Here is an 18,904-nt window from a genome sequence, read left to right on the forward strand (position 1 = left end):
CCGCCCATGTCGCTGCTTTTCCTCGTCCTGTTGCCCTTCATCGGCAGCGCGGTCGCCGCGCTGTTGCCGACCACCGCCCGCAACCTCGAATCGTTGTGGGCCGCGGCCATTGCGCTGGCGATCGCGGTCCAGCTGGCGCTGCTGTACCCGGACGTCGGGGCCGGCACCGTGGTGACCGAGCGCCTGGCCTGGCTGCCCAGCCTCGGCATCGATGTCGTCGTCCGGCTGGACGGCTTCGCGTGGATGTTCGCGATGCTGGTCAGCGGCATGGGCCTGCTGGTCATCGTCTATGCGCGCTACTACCTGTCGCCGGAGGATCCGGCGGCGCGCTTCCATTCGCTGATGCTCGGCTTCATGGGCGCGATGCTCGGCGTCGTCGTCTCGGGCAACCTGGTGCAGCTGGTCGTGTTCTGGGAGCTGACCAGCGTCTTCTCGTTCCTGCTGATCGGCTACTGGACCCACCGCAAGGACGCGCGCCGCGGCGCACGCATGGCCTTCACGGTCACCGCCACCGGCGGGCTGGCGCTGCTGGCCGGCGTGCTGCTGCTGGGGCACATCGTCGGCAGCTTCGAGCTCGATGCCGTGCTGCGGGCGGGCGACGTGGTGCGCGCGCATCCGCTCTACCCGCTGGCGCTCGGGCTGGTGCTGCTCGGGGCGTTGACCAAGAGCGCGCAGTTCCCGTTCCACTTCTGGCTGCCGCACGCGATGGCGGCGCCGACCCCGGTGTCGGCCTACCTGCACTCGGCCACGATGGTCAAGGCCGGCGTCTTCCTGCTCGCGCGCCTGTGGCCGGTGCTGTCGGGCACCGACGAGTGGTTCTGGATCGTCGGCAGCGCCGGCCTCGCGACGCTGCTGCTGGGCAGCTACGCCGCGATGTTCCAGAACGACCTGAAGGGGCTGCTCGCCTATTCGACGATCAGCCACCTGGGGCTGATCACGCTGCTGCTCGGCCTGAACAGCCCGCTGGCCGCCGTGGCGGCGGTGTTCCACATGATGAACCACGCGACCTTCAAGGCCTCGCTGTTCATGTCGGTGGGCATCATCGACCACGAGAGCGGCACGCGCGACATGCGCCGGCTCGACGGCCTGTTCCGCTTCATGCCGATCACCGGCACGCTGGCCATCGTGGCTTGCGCCGCGATGGCCGGCGTGCCGCTGCTCAACGGCTTCCTGTCCAAGGAGATGTTCTTCGCGGAGACGGTCTTCGTCACGGCGCATCCCGCCGTCGAGGTCGGCCTGCCTGCCGCCGCCACGCTGGCCGGCGTGTTCGCGGTGGTGTATTCGCTGCGCTTCGGGCACGACGTGTTCTTCGGCCCACCGCCCACCGATTGCCCGCGCCAGCCGCACGAGCCGGTGCACTGGATGCGCGTGCCGGTGGAGTTGCTGGTGCTGGCGTGCGTGGTCGTCGGCACGCTGCCGGCCTGGTCGATCGGCCCGCTGCTGGCGGTGGCGGCGCAGCCGGTCGTCGGCGGAACGCTGCCCGAGTACAGCCTCGCGGTCTGGCACGGCTTCAACACGCCGCTGGTGATGAGCCTGCTGGCCACCGTCGGCGGCCTGCTCGTCTACCTGCGCTTCGCGGATCGCTTCAAGCAGCGCCGGGCGCGCGGCGCACCGCTGCTGCAGGGGCTGGACGGCAAGCGCATGTTCGAGAACCTGCTGGCCCGCGCCTCGGACGGCGCGCGCCGGCTGGTGCGCCGGCTTGGCACGCGCCGCCTGCAGCCGCAGCTGTTCGCGATGCTGCTGATCGCCGGCCTCGCGGGCCTCAGCTCCGCGCTCATCGTCCCGCTCGCCTGGGGTGACCGCACGCGCGTGCCGGCCACGCCCGAATTCGTGCTGCTGTGGGTGATCGCCGGCGCCTGCGCGATCGGCGCCGCGATGCAGGCCAAGTTCCACCGGCTCGCGGCGCTGACGATGCTCGGCGTCGTCGGCCTGGCGCTGTGCATCACCTTCGCGTGGTTCTCGGCGCCGGACCTGGCGCTGACCCAGCTCGCGGTCGAGGTGGTCACGCTCGTGCTGTTCCTGCTCGGCCTGCGCTGGATGCCCAAGCGCGTCGCGCAGGACGAGCCGCGCACCGCCGAACGCGCATGGGGGCGCCGCGGCCGCGACCTCGTGCTGGCGGTGGCGATCGGTGCCGGGTTGGCGGCGCTGTCGTATGCGCTGCTGACGCGCAGCGCGCCGCTGTCGATCTCGCCGTTCTTCATCGAGAACGCGCTGCCCGGCGGCGGCGGCACCAACGTGGTCAACGTGATGCTGGTCGACTTCCGCGCCTTCGACACGCTGGGCGAGATCACCGTGCTGGGCATCGTCGGGCTGACGGTGTATGCGCTGCTGCGGCGCTTCCGCCCGGCGGACGAGGCGGTCGAGCCGACGCCGCAGCAGCAGGCATCCGCCGAGGCCGCTGGCGCCGACCTGGTCGACCGCGACGGTGACGGCGACGACTGGCTGCCGCCCTACCTGGAGGTGCCGGCCGTGCTGGTGCGGCTGCTGCTGCCGGTGGCGGGGCTGTTCGCCTCCCACCTCTTCATGCGCGGCCACAACGAACCCGGCGGCGGCTTCGTCGCCGGCCTGGTGGTGGCCATCGCGTTCATCGCGCAGTACATGGTGAGCGGCACGCGCTGGGTCGAATCGCGGCTGCACCTGCGGCCGCGGCGCTGGATCGCCGCCGGCCTGCTGATCGCGCTGGCGACCGGGCTCGGCTCGCTGGCGCTCGGACATCCGTTCCTGACGACGTACACCGCCCACGTGACCTGGCCGCTGGTCGGCGAGGTCCACCTGCCGACCGCGGCGCTGTTCGACCTGGGCGTGTTCGCGGTCGTCGTCGGCTCGACCCTGCTGCTGCTCACCGCGATCGCCCACCAGTCGCTGCGCGCGCGCCGCCGCCAGGGCCTCGCGGCCGCCGAGGGGAGGGCCGGCTGATGGAAGTCGTGATCTCCCTCGTCATCGGCGTGATGGCCAGTGCCGGCGTCTGGCTGGTGCTGCGGCCGCGGACCTTCCAGGTGCTGATCGGGCTGGCGCTGCTGTCGTATGCGATCAACCTGTTCATCTTCAGCGTCGGGAGCCTGGCCGTCGACCGCGAGCCCATCGTCAAGCCGGGGCTGGTGGCCGACCTCGTCAACTACAGCGACCCGCTGCCGCAGTCGCTGGTGCTGACGGCCATCGTGATCGGCTTCGCGACGACGGCGCTGTTCCTGGTCGTGCTGCTGGCGCTGCGCGGGCTGTCGGGCGGCGACCATGTCGACGGGCAGGAGGAGCACCCATGACGGCCGCCGCGAATCACCTGCTGGTGGTGCCGGTGCTGCTGCCGCTGGCCACCGCGGCGCTGATGCTGCTGCTGGGCGAGGGCCGGCGCGGCCTGAAGGCGGTGGTCAACGTGCTGTCGACCGCCTGCGGGCTGGCGATCGCCGTGAGCCTGCTGCTCGGCGTGGCGCAGCGCGAGGCGCCGGCCGCCTTCGGCATCTACCTGCCGGGCAACTGGCCGGTGCCGTTCGGCATCGTGCTGGTGGCCGACCGGCTGTCGGCGCTGATGGCGGTGCTGACCGGCTGCGTGGGCCTGGCTTCGCTGCTGTACGCGCTGGCGCGCTGGCAGCACGCGGGGGTGCATTTCCACGTGCTGTTCCAGCTGCAGCTGATGGGGCTGTACGGCGCCTTCCTGACGGCCGACCTGTTCAACCTGTTCGTCTTCTTCGAGGTGCTGCTGGCGGCGAGCTACGGGCTGCTGCTGCACGGCGGCGGGGGCGAGCGGGTGCGCGCCGGCCTGCACTACATCGCCATCAACCTGGTCGCCTCGCTGCTGTTCCTGGTCGGCGTCGCGGTGCTGTACGGCGTCACCGGCACGCTGAACATGGCCGACATCGCGCAGAAGCTGCCGGCCGTGCCGGCCAGCGACCGCGGGCTGCTGCATGCGGGGGCCGCCATCCTGGCCATCGCGTTCCTCGCCAAGGCCGGGCTGTGGCCGCTGAACTTCTGGCTGCCGCCGGCCTATGCCGCCGCCAGCGCACCGGCGGCGGCGGTGTTCGCCATCCTGACCAAGGTCGGCGTGTACGCCGTGCTGCGCCTGTGGACGCTGTGCTTCCCGGCCGATGCCGGTGCCTCCGCCGGCTTCGGCGGCGAGGTGCTGGTGTGGGGCGGCATCGTCACGCTGGCCTATGGGGCGGTGGGCATGCTGGCCTCGCAGCAGCTGGCGCGGCTGGCCGGCCATGCCGTCATCGCGTCATCGGGCACGCTGGTCGCGGCGATCGGCTTCGACGCCCCGGCGCTCAGCGGCGGCGCGCTGTTCTACCTGGCCAGCTCCACGCTGGCCGGCTGCGCGCTGTTCCTGCTGGTGGAGTTGCTGGAGCGGGCACGCGAGGTCGAGGTCGGCCCGCAGCATCTCGACGACGGCCACCATGCCCTGCCGGCCTTCCTGGATGCCGAGCCGCCCGCCGGCACCAACCTCGACGACAACGAGGAGGCGCTGATCGGCCGCGCGATCCCCGCGGCGCTGGCCTTCCTCGGCGTGGCCTTCACGGTCTGCGCGCTGGTGACGGCCGGCCTGCCGCCGCTGTCCGGCTTCGTCGCCAAGCTGGCGATGCTGTCGGCGCTGCTGGGGCAGGGCACGCCGGCCGCCTGGGTCCTGTTCGGGCTGCTGATCCTCTCGGGCCTGTTCGGCGCGATGGCGCTGATGCGCGTCGGCATGCGCCACTTCTGGACGGTGCAGGACCGCCCGGCCTTGCGCCTGCGCGTGATCGAGACGTTGCCGATCGCCGGCCTGCTGGCCGCTTCGGTGGCGCTGGTGCTGCAGGCCGAGGCAGGGCTGGCCTACACCCGCGCGGCGGCCGATTCGCTGCATGCGCCGCGGCTGTACATCGATGCGGTGATGGGTGCGCGGCCGGTCGTCCACGGTGCGGGGACCGCGCGATGAAGCGCCTGCTGCCGTCGCCGTGGCTGTCGCTGGGCCTGCTGGGCGGCTGGCTGCTCCTGACCCGCAGCCTCGGCATCGGCCAGGTGCTGATGGGCGTCGCGGTGGCGGTGGCGATGCCGCTGCTGATCGCGCCGCTGCGGACGCGGCCCGGGCCGCTGCGGCGCTGGGGCGTGCTCGTGCGGCTGATCCTGCGCGTCGGCCGCGACGTGCTGAGGTCGGCGACGCAGGTCGCCATCGGCGTGTGGCGTGCAGGCGCACACCCGCCGCGCGGTGCCTTCGTCGTCGTGCCGCTCGAGGTGCGCGACGTGCATGCGCTCGCGGCACTCGCGATGATCACGGCCGTCGTGCCGGGCACCGTCTGGGCGGAGCTGGCCCCCGACCGCAGTGCGTTGCTGATCCACGTCTTCGACCTCGATGACGAGGCCGCCTTCATCCGGCACTTCAAGGCCGACTACGAACAGCCCCTGAAGGAGATCTTCGAATGAGCGATCTGCTGTCGCTGGCGATCACCGCCACGCTGGTCCTGTACGCCGTCGCGATGGGCATCGGCGCGGTACGCCTGTTCCGCGGCCCGAGCGCGCAGGACCGCGTGCTGGCGATGGATTTCATCTACGTGGTCGGCATGCTGGTGATGCTGGTGCTGGCGATCCGCTACGACAGCGAGATGTACCTCGAAGGGGCGCTGCTGATGGTGCTGTTCGGTTTCGTCGGGTCGTTGGCGCTGGCCAAGTTCCTGCTGCGCGGCGAGGTGATCTGAGCATGGGCGAGGTGGCCGAGATCGTCGTGGCGGCACTGCTGGTGGGCAGCGGCGTGGTGGTGCTGATGGCCGCGCTCGGGCTGTGGCGGCTGGGGGACTTCTTCCTGCGCATGCATGCGCCGGCCCTCGCGTCCACGCTCGCGGCGTGGATCGTCGCGCTGGCCTCCGTCGTGCACTTCAGCTCACAGGGTGAAGGCCTCAACCTGCACGCGTGGCTGATCATCATCGTGATGTCGATCACGGCCCCGGTGACGACCATCGTGCTGGCGCGCGCCGCGCTGTTCCGCCGCCGGCAGGCCGGGGATCGCGTGCCGCCGCCGTTGGAGCGGCGCAGCTGATGTCCGCGGGTGAGGGTCGCCTTGCCGTCCCCAGACGCCGCGTGCGCTGATGGGACACGGATGCGCTGCGGCAAGCGCTGACGAATCTCTCCGGGGCCGCTGACAGAACCTGGCCGAGCGAAGATGCGCACCGCATTCTCGGCCGTGCGCACGGAGCTTGCGGACAAGGGCCTGTGGAACATCCAGACGGTGCCCACGGATCCCGCGCAGATGCAGTGGCTGAAGAGGTACTGGTACCAGTCCTTCGACGAGTGGTACATCACCCAGAAACTGCACCGCTTCGCACTGGGCAAGCTGCGGAAGTCCTACTACCGGGCAGCCATCTCCCACGCACACCAGAACGAGGCGCTGCGCCAGGCGCTGGTGCTGGCCGAGCTCGACAGCAAGAACCCGATCGATGCCGAGTTCGTTGCCGTCGTGAGGGGCTTGGGAGGTGCGTCTGCCATGAATGCGGCGCCAAAGGCAGCCAAGTCAACGCTGGAGTCCTTCCGGCGAACGGTCCCATGTTCATGGGACGCATGGGCCGACGTGGATCCCTAGTATCGGATGCATGGCGTGAAAGCCAGCATCAATGGCAGGCGAACTGGCAACGCCCGCGAACCATCATGGATCGGAGAACTCGTGAACGTTCCGCAATCGCTATTGGCCTTCTTGCGTCTGGCCGCAACGAGCAAACGGGCTCCAAATTGAAACAAAAGTGGTGGCCAATTCACATGAATACCCTCCTGAGATTCATATTCAGGGCGCTGACACTAATTTACCCCGTCGGCGTCTTCACTAAAGAAGCAAGAACAATCGAAGAAAGACGAGCCGTCTATCGATTTCGATACTCCATTTATTCCAAGGAGCTAAATAGAGATGTAGAAGGAGTCAATCACAGAGAAGAAATGGTTAGAGATGAACTGGATGAATTGGAGTTCACCAAGGTCTTCTATACAGGATCAATCAACAAAATAACCTCAACCATTCGCTTCTTGATTTTTGAGAAGAACTCCTTGACAAAAGAGTTGGTCGACGAATACTCATTGAGTGACTTTGAAGAAATACGCAATCACCCGATCATATTTATTGGTCGATTCATGATAGCCAAGAATCTCAGGGGCGGATTTTTTTCCATCAAGGTACTAATTACATTGCTCCATCACCTCGTCGCGAAGTACGAACCAAAGGCCATGCTCGCGTCCTGCAAACCAGGCCTTGTCCCCCACTATCGCAAATTCGGCCTGTTCCCATACACCAGCAAATTCGTCGTCTATCCTGATGGAATTGAAATACCTCTTCTTGGGGTTGCCGATAGAAGACTTCTAGTCGACAGAGGATGTTTCATAGCCTTACTGGTGAAGAATCAGCACCTCTCGAACTTCAGCCAGGCAGTGGACCGCATCGATTCGTATCGCGGCACAATCGTTGAGCCGGCTGAAATAGAAGGAAGGTTGATTGAGTTTTATGGGCAAAACGAAATCCTGACTCGAACCCTTCCTTTGATAGACGCCAAGGATATTGCAAGACTTGGGGCCTATCTGCTCGATATAAAGACTCCTACAAAGATAATTCACAAAGGAATTGTCGAGCCCTCGGTCTATTTTGTGCTGAGTGGGTCTGTAACCATCAGGACCGAGAGCGGGTCTTCTTCAGAAGAATCCGGAGCGCTGATTGGACTTCAGGAATACTTCTCATCGTCAAAGATCAGAAAATACGAGGCGATCTGTGTCAATGCGTCCCTTCTGGTGATGACCAAAGGATCACTCGACAAGCTCTTCAAAACTCACCGTTCGCTGCGGAGTATTTTTCATTCATTGCAAACTTCCAGAGCAGTGGAAAGACCGCTCAGCTATGAGTGATCAATTCAAAATCCCTGAAGTGGACTTCAAGGCTCTGAGTTGGGACGATTTTTCCCGCGAATACTTTGAACCCGAAGCGCCTCTGCTGATCAGAAACGTGGGAACTCACCTTGACAGCCTTCGCAGGGTCACCTCAGAGGTGGTACACGATAGACTGGTAAAGAAGGGGCTTATCAATAGGAGCACGTATTGGTACGAGGGGAGGGGCCCTGAGCTAGAGGACTATTTTGAGATTCCCAAGCTTGTGAGAAATTCGCTTGGAAGGTCTTTTGTGAGAGAGCGGTTCTGCAGAATCTGGACCAGCACAGTTGGGCACGTCACTCCTTGGCACTACGATGGAAACTTCGTCTACGTTTTCAATTTGCAGGTCAAGGGCAAGAAACATTGGCGAATTGTTTCCCCAGAGACACCGGTCAGTGTCTATCCATTCAGAAGGATAGCCAGATTGATAGATGATGCCGAGCTGATAGGGCCCTCTCGGCTATCCGCAGAATTTGAGTTGAACGAAGGCGATATGGTATTCCTGCCGCCCCTCTGGTTTCACAAGGTGACCTCGATTGGAACTGAAAATATCAATGTAAATTGGGTGGCCACAAAGCAAGACGATTATAAAAGGAGCAGACTCTTCCACAGAGAGATTGAGTTGCTGAAACTGGGGATCCTGTTTACCAAAGTTGCGGGTCGGAGAAGGGTCGTTGATACACTTCTTGGCGAAGGAGTTGACGATTACCTGGAGAATTTTGGCGGTGTTGGATTCAAATTTGTCGAGTCGATTACGAGCGAAGTCTCAAACGCTCGCGCATTGGGCCGGCTTGCAAAGGAAGCGATGGCCGTTCCCTTTGTATATCTTGATCGAAGGAGCATCAAGACAACCCGGGCAGCTTTCAAGCAAGTCTAACGAGGAATCAAGATGGCGATATTCTGTGCATTATCTGTCTTCGTCACTGGCTTGGTCTTTGTGTTTGTATTGCTCCAGTATAAATCTCTTCGGGATAGCATAGACTTGGGTGACCCCATGCTTTCGGAGGGGAGGGGAGCCCCGCCTCCAAAGGTGTCCATAGTCATACCCGCTTACAACGAAGAAGAAAACATCAGAGGGTGCGTACTTTCGGCCCTGGAGGATTCTGAAGGTCAGTCCATTCCCCATGAAGTCATTGTAGTGGATGACCTGTCTGTAGATAAGACGTGGAAAATCCTGGTCGCTTTGAGAGATGAAATCAAGAACCCTCGACTTAAAATTGTAAGAGGGGAACCCAAGGACTCAGGCCAGCCTTGGCAGCTGGGGAAGTCATGGCCGTGTCAGCAGGGTGCGGATATCGCATCAGGCGAGTATCTTTTGTTTGTCGATTGTGATGTCAGATTAAAAAGCGGCGCAGTCGCAAGGCTTGCGCACGAGATGTCGGCCTGTCAGCTGGATTTACTCCTGGTCCGACCGAAAGTAGTGTGCAGAAGCCTCGCAGAAAAGATGTTTTTGTCGAATTACTACAGCGTCCTGCTTTTCTATTACCAATCATCTCGGGTGAATGATCCAAAGAGCAAATCTGCTGCAGCCGTAGGGCAAGTCATGATGTTCTCCAGGAAGTGTTACGACATGATCGGCGGGCATAGAAGTGCTCCTCACCCGGTATTGGAAGATGGCTTTCTGGCCAAAGCGGTGAAGACGTCCGGTTTTGCCCTCAAGTATTGCACTGGAAAGCTGCTGTGCGAAATGACTCCATACAGTTCATTTCGAACCCTATGGGAGGGACAGACCAAGGAACACTATATCGCCCTTGGGTTCAGCAAGACAAGAACAGCGGTCTATTCGATGGGCATATTTTCAGTATTTTCGATGCCGTTCATATTGATCGGTTATGGGCTGATTGAGTTGAAGTTGTTTCATGACCAGGCTTTTGCTGGTTTTCTGGCTTTCCACCTATTTTCTCAGTACCTCATGAGGAGATTTGTGTATCTCTATGTCGGTATAACTCCGACGTATTGGTGGTTAAATGGGTTGAGCGGCTTGTTTACAGCAAGCCTTTTCATTGCTTCGATGATAAAAGTGGAGACCGGGATATTTTGGACATGGAGAGGGAAAAAGATGAGGCTGGATTGAAATCGTTCTGCGTGGGCTTATCCCATGTTCATGGGAAGCCTGGGCGGGCTGCACTTCATAGCATCGCGACAACTCGCACCCTCAAGGCGGCCATGAGATCCACACCCTTATCTGCCCACCGGGAGACTCGACGTACCGCCATCGGCGGCCGGAGCTATGGCGCAGGCCCGCAGCCCGCAGGGAAGGGCGCAGCGAGATGAGGCCGTCACGCATCACGGCCCTGTTGCTGCACAGCCTGTGCAGCACCCCTGACGAGTTCCTGCTGGTGCAAAGCGAGTTGCACCGCGCCGGCCACGGCGCGCGCGCACTCCGAGTGCCGGGCTACTCCTTCGACGGCGCGGCCACCTCGGCAAACCGGCAAAGCCATCAAGCCTGGGTGCGTACGGTGCTGCAGCAGGTGCGCGAAGAAGCCGTGGCTGGCAGGCGGGTGGTGTTGGTTGGGCTGTCGGCCGGGGCCGCGCTCGCGCTGGGCGCGACCTTGACCAGTCCGGGCCTCGTGGCGGGGCTTGTTCTGATGTCGACCACGCTGAATTTCGACGGCTGGGCGGTGCCGGGCTACGGCCGCCTGGTGGCGCTGCCCCTGTATACGCCGCTGGGCCGCTTCTGGAGCTACCGGGAGCGTCCACCGTTCGGCGTGAAGAATCCCCGCGTGCGCGATTGGGTCCAGGATCAGTTGCGCAAGCGCAGGGAGGCCTGCGCCGGCGCGGCGGTCATCAGCGTGGCCCACCTGCGCGAGTTCGACCGGCTTCGTCGCCTCGTCCGGCGCCAACTCTCGGCATTTGCCTGCCCGCCCGTGCTGGCCCTGCACGCCCAGGAAGACGACGTGGCCAGTCCCGACAACGTCCGGCTGCTGCGCGAGCGGCTTCGCACGAGTTCCTTTCGCAGTGTGCTGCTGCATGACAGTCATCACATGATCACGATCGACAACGACCGCCTGCAGGTGGCCCGCGAGACAGTGGATTTCGTCGATGCCCTGGCCTTCAAGACTTCCGCAACCGCCACCCCCCGACAAGGAGCCCGTCCATGAGCACCACCACTTTCGAAGCCGTTGCCGATCTGTTGAACACCAAGTTCGACGTGCCGCGCGAGAACATCCAGCTGCAGGCCGAACTGCAATCCCTGGGACTGGATTCGCTCATGCTGATGGAGTTTGTATTTGCGGTTGAAGATAAGTTTGCAGTGCGCATTCCCGAAGAGAACCTCGACCCCCGTCAGGCTCATCTCACACTGGCCGATCTATGCCGGGCGGTGGACGGCTGCCAGGCGCCGGGTGCCACTCTGGCTGCCGCCGCATGAACCACGGATCCGTCTGCATCACCGGCTACGGCGTGCTCAGCCCCTTGGGGCCGGACCTGGAGGCCTTCGACGACGCCCTGTTCGGTGGCGACTCCGCCGTGTGCGTTGAAGAGCTGGTGCTGCCTGGCATGGCGCCATGCCCGGTGCCGCTGGCGCGCTGCGACTTCGACGAAAGCCAGGTGCAGGCACCCTCCAAGGTCGCGCTGGACCGTGGCAGCGCGATGGCCTTGGCCGCGGCTGCCACTGCCACGCGGCAGGCCGCTTGGGCGGTGGGCGACACGGACCCCGAGCGGGTGGGCATCTATTGGGGCAGCGGCATGGGCGGGGGGGCCAGCTTCGACGCCAACTGCCACACCGTGTACGCCGAGCAGCGGCGGCTGCGGCCGACCAGCGTCGTGACAACCATGCCGAACGCCGCTCTGGCCGAGCTGGCCCTGCGCTACGCGGCGCGGGGTGCCGCGATCGGCTACGCCTGCGCCTGCGCCTCGGCCGCCGTGGCCATAGGCGAAGCGCTGCACGCCCTGCGCGCCGGCCGCCTGGACCTGGCCATCGTCGGCGGCAGCGAGGCTCCGTTGGCGATCAGCATCGTGGGCGCCTGGCACGCGATGCGCGTGCTGGCGCCCGTCGGAGACGCCGGCAACGAGCCAGGCCGTGTGGTTTGCCGGCCCTTCGCGGCAGATCGTGCCGGGTTCGCCCTGGGCGAAGGCGCCGCCGCCCTTGTGTTGGAGAGCGAGGCCCATGCGCGTGCGCGCAGGGTGGGCTGGGATGTGCAACTGAGCGGCTACGCCAGCACCTGCGACGGCCTGTACATCACCCAGCCCGACCCTGCCGGGCAGGTGCGCGCGATGCAGGCCGCGTTGCGCGACGCCGGGCTGACGCCGGGAGAGATCGGGCACGTCAATGCCCACGGCACGGCCACCATCGTCGGTGATGCGGCCGAGGCCGAGTCGTTGGGGCGGGTCTTCGGTGGCAAGCCGCCTGCGGTCACTGCCACAAAGGCGGCGATGGGCCACCTGCTGGGCGCCGGGGGCGCCGTGGAACTGGTGGCGACACTGCGCGCGCTGCAGCGGCGCATGGCGCCGCCGACGGCGCACCAGGCCGCATTGGACGCCGGCATCGAGATCGACCTTGTGCGCGGCCAGGCGCGAGAACTGCCGCGGCTGAAGCACGCCATGTCCAACTCATTCGCCTTCGGCGGCACGAACGCGGTGCTGGTGGCGTCTCGCGTCGAGTAGGCGCCAGAGTCGAAGCACGGTTGCGTCGCTCGCACGGGCTGAATCGCCCCGGGTTCCGATGAGGCTCCTTCGATTGAGAGAATGAAGCAATGAGGAAGTCCCCGAAGTTTTCACCCGAGGTGATGGAGCGCGCAGTGCGCATGGTTCTTGAGTCGCAGGGCCAGTACGAGTCGCAGTGGGCGGCCATTGAGTCGATCGCCGGCAAGATCGGCTGCACGAGCGAGACGCTGCGGCGCTGGGTGAGGCAGGCCGAGCGCGACGAGGGACTGCGCCCCGGGCCGACGACGAGCGAGCAGCAGCGCATCAAGGAGCTCGAGCGTGAGGTACGCGAACTGCGCCAGACCAACGAGATCCTGAAGCTGGCGAGCGCGTTTTTCGCCAAGGCGGAGCTCGACCGCCATCACAAGAAGTGAGAGCGTTCATCGACGCGCAGCGCGGACGCTACGGGGTCGAGCCGATCTGCAGGGCGTTGCAGGTTGCCCCATCGGGTTACTGGCGCCACGCAGCGCGCTTGCGGCACCCGGCGCTCGTGCCGCAGCGGGCCAGGCGCGATGCCGTGCTGGTCGATCAGGTCCAGCGGGTGCACCGCGCCAACCTGCAGGTCTATGGCGCGTGCAAGGTCTGGCGGCAGTTGTACCGCGAGGGCGTGGCGGTGGCGCGCTGCACGGTCGAGCGGCTGATGCGTCTCAAGGGCCTGCAAGGTGCGCGACGCGGCAAGGCGGTGCGGACCACCACGCCGGACGCGAAGGCGCCGTACCCGCTGGATCGAGTGAACCGGCAGTTCCACGCAGAGCGGCCGAACCAGTTGTGGGTCAGCGACTTCACCTACGTGTCGACCTGGCAGGGCATGGTCTACGTGGCCTCCGTGATCGACGTCCATGCGCGCTTCATCGTGGGCTGGCGGGTGAGCAGTTCCATGCGAACCGACTTCGTGCTCGACGAGCAGGCGCTGTACGCACGCAAGCCTGAACGGGACGGAGCGCTGATCCACCACTCCGACCGCGGCTTGCAGCCCGCATTCAACGAGTCGTCGGTTGGCTCCAAGGGCGACAGCTACGACAACGCGCTGGCTGAGACCATCAACGGGCTGTACAAGACCGAGCTGATCCATCGGCGCGCGCCCTGGAAGTCCAAGGAAGCCGTCGAGTTGGCCACGCTCGAATGGGTCTCATGGTTCAACCACCATCGGCTACTCGCGCCCATCGGCTACATCCCGCCGGCCGAAGCCGAGGCAAACTACCACCGGCAACTCGCCGCGCGTCAGACCATCCCGGCCTGACTCACACCAACTGGCCTCCACGAAAACCGGGGCGATTCAGACCGCGGCTGGTTCGCCATTCGCCGGCTGAAGGGCGGCATGGACTCAATGCAATACGAAGCATTGCGAAAGGCCCGCGACAGACTACAAACCCGAGCCGAGCGACCCCTTGACGCCAGCCAAGGCGAATTCTCCCGGGCTCGGTCACCGACCGCAACAGCTTTAAAGTCAACGTTCGGGAGGGGTCGACTGCTTTAAGCTGGTCGCAATCACTCAGATCCGGACGAAGCGACGGCGTTCGTCAGGACCGGCTGTTCAGCTTTCGCCAACAGAAATTTAGGACGTGTTGCTCGGAGATTTGTCGTTGGAGGCAAACAATTCCGAGGAGATTGCCCTTGGATCGAAGCCGAGGTCTGCATACGTGTAGATGATGATCTCGGGCTTTCGCTCTACCTGGTCAATCTCCTCAGTCGTGAACGGGAGATCGGAAACAAGCCTCATGCCGTCCTTAGGAACCACGAAGATGAGGACTCCGCGCGCTTTGCGCCCCGTAATCATCTCGTACGTGGAAGTCGCTGCGTCGACTTGGCGCACCCAGATCGGGGCATCTAGATATCGTTTTCGAAGCCATCGAACCTCAACTATGACATCCTCAGCAAGATCGTCATCCTGTCGAATAGCGTCCAATTGAAGCGAAGCGTCGCCTTTGAATATCTTCGGTTGACGCTCGAGTAGTAGATTGGACTCGCGTTCAAACTTTGCGAGCGCGATCTGCTCGAGGGTCGCATACATCAACAGTGAACGACGGGCAACTGTCTTTGTCGGCAAACTTGGATCAGCTTGCATCACCGGTGCAGGAGCCGGCGCCACCTCTTCCTCTGTTTCCAAGATCCTGCCTTGTTCCGTGAGTTCTTCAAGGCGACGAATCCTTTCTCCCAGACTCGATGAGTACGTCTCCCGCAAAAGGCGCTTGTACTCGCGAAGCGCCTTTCTGTCGATAACGCCAGCGTGGGCCATCTTGTGGTGCTTGTCGCACAGCAGCACCAGATTCTCGACGCGGTTGTCTTCGCGGTTCTCGTTGATGTGATGGATTTCGAGGTACGTATGCTCCCCGCAGCGGCCGATGGCACAGGCGTGGCCTGACTCAACCTCTACGGCCCGGCGAAGATCGGCAGTGATTGGTGGCCTTGGACCCTCGTACTTTTGCATTCGCAGCGCCAGAGTCGTGGTGGAGCGGTCTAACGTGATGTCCTTAAGCAGGATACATGGAGATTGCTGGAGAATGGATCAGCGCGTCCACAACACGGCTTGTGCGCTCGACGACTGCCACCGCCCAATCAGCGGTCAGTCACCTAGGATTGCTTTAAGGCAAGCACAGACCTCCGCCTGGCCCGTCGATGCATCCCTTCTACGAATCCCATCGCGCCGCCATGGAGGCCGCCATGCGCCAGCGCCTCGACTTGGCCGAAGCGATGCTGCGCGAGCGCGCGCAGCTGACCGACATCGGCGGGATCCGGCCGCAGGTGATGGACGAATTCGAGACCGTGCTGACCCAGATGCCCTATGTCGGTGGCGAGGGCCAGCCGCATGAGCGATTTCTTCATGCGCCTGCTGGGCTTCATGGCCATCAGCCGGGTGCTCCGGCGGCACGGCGTGCCGCTGGCCGTGATCGGCGACATCGAGCGAGAAACCTACAAGGCGCAGTTGCTCACCGTGCCCGAGACGGAACGCCTCGCCGCCGGGAGCCAGTTCATGTCGCCGGAGAACCAGGCCTTGCTGCGCGAGCAGGCCGCCGAGAGCGCCACCGCCAGCCATCAGAGCGAGTTTCAGCAGGATTTCGTCTACGACTTCGTCGAGCCGGGCCCGGGCGACACCTTCGAGTTCGGCATCGACTACAAGGCCTGCGGCTTCTGCAAGTTCGCGGCGAGCCACGGCGATGAAGACATCCTGCCCAACATCTGCGGGCTCGATTTCGTCGCCTATGCCGCGCGGACCATCCAGCTGGAACGGACGCAGACGCTGGCGGGCGGTGCGAGCCACTGCAATTTCGGGTTCTCGCGGCTCCCGTCTTGACGCATCGCTTCGCGAAGTGGTCGATGGTGCCTGGAGTCGACGATCGTCGAACCAGGGCATGCGCGAGAGGTGTCGAGCGCGCATGCTAAATTGCGCTCGCCCATGCAAACACATGGGCCGGGTTTGGAAGCCCGAATCATTGATCGACAAGGCCACCTCAGCAGTGGCCTTGTTGTTTGCGCCTTGGCGCCCGTTTCTACGGCGGCCCAGGGCGGGGGAGCCTTCGGGCTCGCCGTCCAATGGTTCGGTCTTCCAACCCTGCTTTGGGCTGCCACCCTCGTTGTGAAACGGGGTGGCAGACGGTACGTGTTCAAGGAGCCCGGCGATGTCGTCCCCCCACTTCGAAGCCTTCCGATGGACCCGACCCGAGAGCGACGAGCTCCAGGTCGACGCCCGTCACCTGAACCGCCTGATCGGCCAGGTGATCGACGTGACCCACGGCGTGCGCGTGCTGCTCGAACTGATGGAGCAGGACGAGATGGCCCTCGTCGACGACGAGCCCACCGTGCTCGATCCGGTCAACACCGGCGCATTGCGCCGCCTCGGCGTGGTCTCGCTGCAGATGCTGAACAACGAGGCCAGCCGCCTGTGCGAATGGGTCGAGGCCTCGGCGGATCGGACTGCTTCGGACGCAGGGTAGCCGTTAAGTGCCCCAAGATCGCCGCCGTCGGCACGAACTGGGGTCGGAGGCAACGTTGGCGCCAGGTCCTGCTTTTTGCCTCATCCCTTGGTCCCAAGCGAAAAACAAGACTTGACCCCAAGCCTGCTCGAGTTTCGTCGCTGCTATGCGGACATGAATCATTTCAAGCTGTTCAACGACCAGTACGGCTACTGGCGGGGCGACGAGATGATCCGGCTGGCGGCGCGACTTTCGTTGACGCATTGCGACGCGCAGTAGGATTTCGTCGGCCACGTGGGCTGCGATGACTTCATCTGGATCTTCCAGAGTGAGGATTGGCAGGCGAGGGCGATGCGCATCATCGACGGCTTTGCGCCGCTGGCGCTGCAGCTGTTCGATGGGGACGCGCAGCAGCGCGGCGGCATCGAGGCGGAGGACCGGCATGGGGTGATGCGGTTCGTTCCGTGCACGACGATTTCAGAGGAGGCGGTGGGCGGGGCAATAGGGGAGCTACCCGACTGCCGAACAAGTGGCGAATGCGGCTGCAGTGGCGAAGCACGAGGCGAAGGGGGGGCGGTGGGCGGTGGCGTTGGCGTTTGTGAAGGCGGTTTGAGTTGGACGGACGCCGTTTCTCGATACTGCGGGCCAGTTCACGATCGTCGGGATGCAGGTACCGCGTAGTCGCGATATGCAGCGGTCGAGCGCGCGGATTGAAAGCCATAGGGTAAGTGCTCTCGAGCGAGTTGGCCGACTGCTGTCTTGGCGCGCTAATCCACGCTGGTGACCGTGCGGGGATTGACTGCAAGCGCTGTTTGGGCGTCAATAGAGTCTGTTTGCTATGCAGTCCCTTCTAGACCTTTCTACCAACGATCTTCTTGCAAAGTTCGGCATGGGGGGACATGCGCCGGGCTCTGGAAGTGCGGCAGCTCTTAAGGGTCTTCTGGCTGCCGAATTGATAGTTACCGTCGGTGTTCTGACCCTTAAGAAAAGCAAGTATTTGAACCACCATCCTTGGATCAAGGATGCCGTCGACAGGGTTCAAAATCACTGCATTCCAACTCTAAAAAGACTCTTCCAAGAAGATGCAGATACGTTCGATGGCGTGATTAAGGCGCGCATATCTCGCGACAATGAGCCAGACCCAGAAGTCAAGGCGCGACTCGACGTAGCTGCAGGCGAAACTCTCAAAGAAGCAACCGCGATTCCATTTCGAATCGCGGACGTTTGCGTCGAACTGATTGGGTATGCGGCTGGCATGTTTGATTCCGGCTTTCGCGCCGCCCGCGGAGACAGTGGGGCCGCATTTAGCGCTGCTATTGCCGGGACACTGTCTGCGGTGTTCATCATCAATCTTAATTTAATTAAATTTAACGGCACCTACTGGGCACGACAACAGCAAAAGAGATGCGACGAATTACAGCGAAAAGTTTCGGAGCAGCATCAGAAAGCACTAGCGCGCATAACCTACTTGCGTACTGAGGCACTCGCTGATCACGATCCTACTGCGCTAGTCGGCAAAATCTTCACCGGGTCGAAGGCGCGCTATACTCGCAGAGACATTGACACGCGCGTTGCTGATGTTCAACGTCTCGTTTGGGGGCTTCGAGATGGGATTTGGCTCGATGGTCAATCATCGCCAGATGCTGTCTCACTCCTCGATCCAGAGATCGCGTTACGCCGCCTGGGTTACAGGCTCGAGGAGCATGATAGTCTTGGGGTATTTAGGTCTGGCACAGATGTATTTGAAGTAGCGGGTTTGCTGGAATCAGACATAGGTCGAGTTCGGATCTCTGCACAAATGAATCCCAATGTCCGGCGCTTCACCGCCGCACATGAACTTGGGCACGTCGTGCTTCATCCTCATCTGCTGGAAGCCCATCGTGATCGACCGCTGGATGGCTCGACAATATCGAAGGCCAGTATTGAATTGGAGGCTGACAGATTTGCATCCAGCTACTTGATGCCTGCCAACCTTGTTCGAACTCGCTTCATGAAGACATTCGGCAGCGTTCCCTTCGTATTGTCTGAAGAGGCCGCATTTGCTCTTGTCGGCACTGCATCTCCCAAGGTGCACCAAGTGCTTCGTTCTCGTCGTGGATTGGCCCGCACGCTTGCGGCGGCCGTGAGCTATAACGGACAGCAGCTTATATCTCTTGCCGCCCAGTTCAAGGTGTCCATCGAGGCATTAGCCATTCGTCTAGAGGAATTGGGGCTGGTTGCGCCTTAAGGCTAAACCCCCGAGTAGTTTGATCGCATTCCGAAATGCTAATCATGAATTTATTTGTTAAATCGATTTTCATCTCGGCACTGTTTTCTTCATACGAAGCTTGCGCACTGGACGCCTCAGACTTCTCTGAACTCGAGGGGTGGACGGTGTCCGCTGTAACGGCGGTTAAGGAACCACTGATTTATTCGGGCAGATCTCGATGGCCGAATGAGCTGCGGACGGCGAGGATGGCGGCATGAAACAGACGAGCTTTGCGAGCCTGGAG

The 18,904-nt window shown here is 62.9% G+C and carries 20 protein-coding genes and 1 other annotated feature; of the genes, 18 read left to right on the top strand and 2 right to left on the bottom strand.

The window, feature by feature from the left end; all coding sequences use genetic code 11:
• Nucleotides 1–6 precede the first annotated feature (6 nt).
• The 14 genes from ASC98_RS16185 to ASC98_RS16245 all read left to right on the top strand — a co-directional run bounded on the left by ASC98_RS16185 (nt 7) and on the right by ASC98_RS16245 (nt 13,741).
• The gene (locus tag ASC98_RS16185; protein WP_056808968.1) at nt 7–2,916 is read left to right on the top strand and encodes a monovalent cation/H+ antiporter subunit A; all 2,910 of its coding nucleotides are present in this window, start codon (nt 7–9) and stop codon (nt 2,914–2,916) included.
• Nucleotides 2,916–3,260, top strand: coding sequence for a Na+/H+ antiporter subunit C (locus ASC98_RS16190; protein ID WP_056808966.1), 345 nt, complete (start codon nt 2,916–2,918; stop codon nt 3,258–3,260). The genes ASC98_RS16185 and ASC98_RS16190 overlap by 1 nt, the downstream gene beginning before the upstream one ends.
• On the top strand, nt 3,257–4,900 hold the full coding sequence (locus ASC98_RS16195) for a monovalent cation/H+ antiporter subunit D (RefSeq protein WP_056808964.1): 1,644 nt from the start codon (nt 3,257–3,259) through the stop codon (nt 4,898–4,900). Before ASC98_RS16190 ends, ASC98_RS16195 begins: the two co-directional genes overlap by 4 nt.
• Entirely contained in the window at nt 4,897–5,385 is a 489-nt protein-coding gene (locus ASC98_RS16200; protein WP_056808962.1) for a Na+/H+ antiporter subunit E, read from the top strand. Before ASC98_RS16195 ends, ASC98_RS16200 begins: the two co-directional genes overlap by 4 nt.
• Nucleotides 5,382–5,657 carry a K+/H+ antiporter subunit F gene (locus tag ASC98_RS16205; RefSeq protein WP_056808960.1) on the top strand — a complete coding sequence of 92 codons (276 nt, stop codon included), beginning with the start codon at nt 5,382–5,384 and terminating at the stop codon, nt 5,655–5,657. The genes ASC98_RS16200 and ASC98_RS16205 overlap by 4 nt, the downstream gene beginning before the upstream one ends.
• Before the next feature lie 2 nt (nt 5,658–5,659).
• Entirely contained in the window at nt 5,660–5,995 is a 336-nt protein-coding gene (locus tag ASC98_RS16210; RefSeq protein ID WP_056808958.1) for a Na+/H+ antiporter subunit G, read from the top strand.
• Nucleotides 5,996–6,118: 123 nt separating this feature from the next.
• On the top strand, nt 6,119–6,535 hold the full coding sequence (locus ASC98_RS16215; protein WP_056808956.1) for a hypothetical protein: 417 nt from the start codon (nt 6,119–6,121) through the stop codon (nt 6,533–6,535).
• Nucleotides 6,536–6,708: 173 nt separating this feature from the next.
• Nucleotides 6,709–7,836 (top strand): hypothetical protein, encoded by a 1,128-nt coding sequence (locus tag ASC98_RS30500; RefSeq protein WP_157597957.1) that lies wholly within the window; start codon nt 6,709–6,711, stop codon nt 7,834–7,836.
• On the top strand, nt 7,829–8,734 hold the full coding sequence (locus ASC98_RS29520) for a cupin-like domain-containing protein (RefSeq protein ID WP_082541954.1): 906 nt from the start codon (nt 7,829–7,831) through the stop codon (nt 8,732–8,734). Before ASC98_RS30500 ends, ASC98_RS29520 begins: the two co-directional genes overlap by 8 nt.
• 12 nt (nt 8,735–8,746) lie before the next feature.
• Entirely contained in the window at nt 8,747–9,931 is a 1,185-nt protein-coding gene (locus tag ASC98_RS29525; protein ID WP_082541953.1) for a glycosyltransferase family 2 protein, read from the top strand.
• Between the two features lie 223 nt (nt 9,932–10,154).
• Complete coding sequence (locus ASC98_RS16225) at nt 10,155–10,958, top strand: carboxylesterase (RefSeq protein ID WP_235581292.1); 804 nt, start codon at nt 10,155–10,157, stop codon at nt 10,956–10,958.
• Nucleotides 10,955–11,227, top strand: coding sequence for an acyl carrier protein (locus tag ASC98_RS16230; RefSeq protein ID WP_056808950.1), 273 nt, complete (start codon nt 10,955–10,957; stop codon nt 11,225–11,227). Before ASC98_RS16225 ends, ASC98_RS16230 begins: the two co-directional genes overlap by 4 nt.
• Nucleotides 11,224–12,462: a beta-ketoacyl synthase gene (locus tag ASC98_RS16235; RefSeq protein ID WP_056808948.1), complete on the top strand. Its 1,239-nt coding sequence runs from the start codon at nt 11,224–11,226 to the stop codon at nt 12,460–12,462. Before ASC98_RS16230 ends, ASC98_RS16235 begins: the two co-directional genes overlap by 4 nt.
• Before the next feature lie 89 nt (nt 12,463–12,551).
• Nucleotides 12,552–13,741, top strand: a protein-coding gene (locus tag ASC98_RS16245; RefSeq protein ID WP_157597956.1) for an IS3 family transposase whose coding sequence is annotated in 2 segments (ribosomal slippage) — nt 12,552–12,840 and nt 12,840–13,741 — 1,191 coding nt in all. Because the reading frame shifts where the segments join, the coding sequence is not laid out codon by codon here.
• Nucleotides 12,830–12,946 (top strand) — a sequence feature (AL1L pseudoknot). (Overlaps the previous gene by 117 nt.)
• Before the next feature lie 315 nt (nt 13,742–14,056).
• Here the strand turns inward: ASC98_RS16245 and ASC98_RS30505 are convergent.
• Nucleotides 14,057–14,929 carry an HNH endonuclease signature motif containing protein gene (locus ASC98_RS30505; RefSeq protein ID WP_157597955.1) on the bottom strand — a complete coding sequence of 291 codons (873 nt, stop codon included), beginning with the start codon at nt 14,927–14,929 and terminating at the stop codon, nt 14,057–14,059.
• A gap of 143 nt (nt 14,930–15,072) precedes the next feature.
• Nucleotides 15,073–15,324, bottom strand: a complete 252-nt coding sequence (locus tag ASC98_RS31310; protein ID WP_200953028.1) for a hypothetical protein — start codon at nt 15,322–15,324, stop codon at nt 15,073–15,075.
• Between ASC98_RS31310 and ASC98_RS16255 the strand changes: the two genes are divergently transcribed.
• The 4 genes from ASC98_RS16255 (at nt 15,323) to ASC98_RS29530 (ending at nt 18,639) form a co-directional block, all read left to right on the top strand.
• Entirely contained in the window at nt 15,323–15,793 is a 471-nt protein-coding gene (locus ASC98_RS16255; protein ID WP_200953027.1) for an L-2-amino-thiazoline-4-carboxylic acid hydrolase, read from the top strand. The genes ASC98_RS31310 and ASC98_RS16255 overlap by 2 nt on opposite strands.
• 325 nt (nt 15,794–16,118) lie before the next feature.
• Nucleotides 16,119–16,433: a hypothetical protein gene (locus ASC98_RS16260; protein ID WP_056808941.1), complete on the top strand. Its 315-nt coding sequence runs from the start codon at nt 16,119–16,121 to the stop codon at nt 16,431–16,433.
• Nucleotides 16,434–16,763: 330 nt separating this feature from the next.
• The gene (locus tag ASC98_RS32360) at nt 16,764–17,093 is read left to right on the top strand and encodes a hypothetical protein (RefSeq protein WP_157597954.1); all 330 of its coding nucleotides are present in this window, start codon (nt 16,764–16,766) and stop codon (nt 17,091–17,093) included.
• A 157-nt stretch (nt 17,094–17,250) separates the two neighbouring features.
• Entirely contained in the window at nt 17,251–18,639 is a 1,389-nt protein-coding gene (locus tag ASC98_RS29530; RefSeq protein WP_082541952.1) for a cyclodeaminase/cyclohydrolase family protein, read from the top strand.
• The last annotated feature ends 265 nt before the right edge of the window (nt 18,640–18,904 follow it).

It is taken from the genome of Rhizobacter sp. Root1238 (assembly GCF_001425825.1).
GTDB lineage: Bacteria > Pseudomonadota > Gammaproteobacteria > Burkholderiales > Burkholderiaceae_C > Rhizobacter.